The 2162-nt window shown below is 68.0% G+C and carries 2 protein-coding genes; both read left to right on the top strand.

Features of this window, described 5'->3' with window-relative positions:
* Nucleotides 1-446 (top strand): RluA family pseudouridine synthase (locus ACI38Z_RS09220; protein ID WP_439789909.1); only part of this gene is annotated, 446 nt, incomplete at its 5' end.
* 76 nt (nucleotides 447-522) lie between these two features.
* Nucleotides 523-2162: 4Fe-4S dicluster domain-containing protein (locus ACI38Z_RS09215; RefSeq protein WP_439789908.1), on the top strand; the 1640-nt coding region annotated here is incomplete at its 3' end.

The following is a 2162-nucleotide window of genomic DNA, read 5'->3' as shown; positions in this document are numbered from 1 at the left end:
ATGCCATGCACAAGCGCTACCTGGCCGTCGTCGAGGGCTCGCTGCCGCAGGGGCTCGACCGGATCGAGGCGCCCATCGGCCGCGACCGCCACGACGCGCGGCGCATGCGCGTCTCCACCTCCGGCAAGCTGGCGCTCACGCGCGTGCGCACGCTGTGCCGGCGCGGCGGTCGCTCGCTCGTGGAGCTGGAGCTGGGCACCGGCCGGCGCCACCAGATCCGCGTGCACCTCGCGCACCTGGGCCACCCCATCGTGGGGGATGCGCTCTACGGGCGTGCGCGGGGCGGGGGCGCAGGTCCTTCTGGCCCGGGGCTCATGCTGCACGCGTACCAGGAGGAGTTCGCCCACCCCGTCACGGGGGAGCGGGTCGACGTGTGCGCCGGGTGGCCGCGCCGCTTTGACGCGTACTTTGACGCGAGGGACCTTGGCGCCGTGGCTCGTTGCTAGAATGTAACCAAATGCGTGCGCCCGCGTCGCGGCTGGGGGGTCGCGCCGCGGGCGGTCACCTAGGAGAGGGGTTTTCATGGCCGATACCATGCGAGGCGTCTACACCAACCTGACGGACATCAGGCGCAGCGTGTTTCGCGAGGTCGCCAAGATCTGCTACAAGCTCGATGCCGGCGGCGAGTCCACGGAGGAGCTCGACAAGGAGTTCGACGAGCTGCCGTACAAGATCCTCCCGGGCGACGTCGCCACGTACCGCGAGAGCGTCTTCCTGGAGCGCGCCATCATCAGCGAGCGCATCCGACTGGCCATGGGCCTGCCGCTTTCGAGCATGGACAAGCCGGAGCGCGTGAGCGAGGGGTTCGAGAAGGCCGCCAACAGCGACGAGGTCTACTATCAGCCGCCGCTCATCAACGTGATCAAGTTCGCGTGCAACGCCTGCAAGGACAACGTGTACGAGGTCACCAACACGTGCCAGGGCTGCCTCGCGCACCCCTGCCGCGAGATCTGCCCCAAGAAGGCCATCAGCTTCAAGGACAAGAAGGCCTACATCGACCAGGAGAAGTGCATCAAGTGCGGCATGTGCTTCAAGACGTGCCCGTACCACGCGATCCACCACCACGTGCGCCCGTGCGCGGACGCCTGCGGCATGAACGCCATCGGCTCCGACGAGCACGGCCGCGCCGACATCGACTACGACAAGTGCGTGAGCTGCGGCCAGTGCCTCATCAACTGCCCGTTTGGCGCCATCGCGGACAAGAGCCAGATCGCGCAGGTCATCTGGGCCATCGCGCGCGGCGAGGAGGTCATCGCGGCCGTGGCGCCCGCCTTCGTGGGCCAGTTTGGCGGCAAGGGCAACGTGGGCAAGCTGCGCGAGGCCTTCAAGCTGCTGGGCTTCTCCGGCGTGGAGGAGGTCGCCCTGGGCGCCGACCTCTGCACCATCCAGGAGGCGGACGACTTCATGGAGGAGGTGCCGGACAAGCTGCCGTTCATGGGCACCTCGTGCTGCCCGGCCTGGTCGGTCATGGCAAAGCGCGAGTTCCCGGACCACGCCAACTGCATCAGCATGGCCCTCACGCCCATGACGCTGACGGCGCGCATGATCCGCATGCGTCACCCCAAGGCCAAGATCGTCTTCGTGGGGCCGTGCTCCGCAAAGAAGCTCGAGGCCATGCGCAAGAGCGTCCGCAGCGAGGTCGACTTCGTCCTCACCTTCGAGGAGATGGCTGGCATGATGGACGCCAAGGGCATCGACTACCTGGCCCTCGCCGACGACAACAAGAGCGACTTCGACGTGGCCTCCACCGACGGCCGCAACTTCGCGGTTGCCGGCGGCGTAGCGACCGCCGTCGTGAACGCGATCCACCGCCGCTACCCGGACCGCGAGGTCAACGTGGTCAACGCGGAGGGCCTGGCAGACTGCCGCAAGATGATGAAGGACGCCGTCAAGGGCAAGTACCCCGGCTACCTGATCGAGGGCATGGCCTGCCCGGGAGGCTGCGTGGCCGGCGCGGGCACGCTCGTGGCCATCAACCGCTCCGCCGCCGCGGTCAAGCACTACGCCAAGCGCTCGCCGCACGTCAACGCGACGGAGAACTCGTACCGCATGCTCGTGCCCGTGCTCGAGAAGGGCTTCACCAAGGAGGACGAGGACAACGAGGTCTCGGAGTCCATGGAGGCCACCAAGGGCGTCCCGGCCGAGCAGCCGGCCGAGCAGCC

Origin of the sequence: Parafannyhessea sp., from assembly GCF_051876455.1 — a bacterium.
Lineage (GTDB): Bacteria > Actinomycetota > Coriobacteriia > Coriobacteriales > Atopobiaceae > Parafannyhessea.
Note: the sequence above shows the minus strand (reverse complement) of the source record. Positions and strands in the feature narration are given on the sequence as shown.